The sequence below is a fragment of the Protofrankia sp. CiP1_Cm_nod3 genome, assembly GCF_982290655.1.
This window is the reverse complement of record NZ_CEVIVD010000137.1, coordinates 11,161-11,924: the sequence shown is the minus strand read 5'-3', so window position 1 is coordinate 11,924 and position 764 is coordinate 11,161. Positions and strand designations below refer to the sequence as shown.

2 protein-coding genes are annotated in these 764 nt (G+C 74.7%); one reads left to right on the top strand and one right to left on the bottom strand.

What is annotated here, in order from left to right; genetic code table 11:
- The coding region (locus AC5LUJ_RS19820; protein ID WP_493465488.1) for a hypothetical protein at positions 1–200 on the top strand (200 nt) is incomplete at its 5' end.
- On the opposite strand, the gene AC5LUJ_RS19815 is transcribed toward AC5LUJ_RS19820, so the two are convergent.
- On the bottom strand, positions 201–764 hold a 564-nt coding region (locus AC5LUJ_RS19815), incomplete at its 5' end, for a MauE/DoxX family redox-associated membrane protein (protein WP_493465487.1).

Sequence of the window (764 nt, the reverse complement as noted above, 5' to 3'; positions counted from 1 at the left end):
CGTCCTGGGCGGGCCCGGGATTCTGGGCGGCGGAGCCGTGCGGCCGGGAGGGCGCGCGCGCGCCGGCCGGCATCCCGGCCGGGTTGCCGCCTCGCTTCCCGCCTGACCGGTTCTTCCTGCTCTTTCTGGACGCGGTACTCATCAGCTCTCCGAAGTCCTGCGACGGCTCGACGACATGGGCCGACGGCGGCACGACGTGATCATGGCCGCGCCGTTCGCGGCCCCTCGACGGCCAGTGGGCGCGCGCCTCGTTCGAGGATGCGGTCGACGGTGAGCGCACCGGCTGGCAGGCAGACCACCAGGACGCTCGCGGCGAGCAGCAGACAGTCCCGGATGATCTCCCCGGTGTAGTGGGTGGGCGCGCCGGCGGTGAGGTCCCCGCCGGTGGAGAAGCAGCCGCAGTCGATGCGCAGGCCCCGCGCGGCGGCCGAGGCGATCGCCGCGATGTAGCCGGCGAGCAGCAGCGCGGAGACGACGGCGCTCACCCGCACCGCCAGCCCGACCAGCAGCAGCAGGCCGAGCGCGATCTCCACGAACGGGACGGCGTAGGCGACCGGGTGCACGAGCGCCTCGGGCAGGATGCGGAAGGCCCGGACGGATCGCACCATCCCCTGCGGGTCGCCGATTTTGATCATTCCGGCGGCGAGCCAGAGCCCCGCCAGCCCGAGGCGCAGGAGCGTGGAGACGGCGGCCAGCACCAGCGGTACCCGTGAGCCGGCCGGACCGGCCCCGGTGGCCGTGCCCCCGGTGGCCCGGGCGATCGT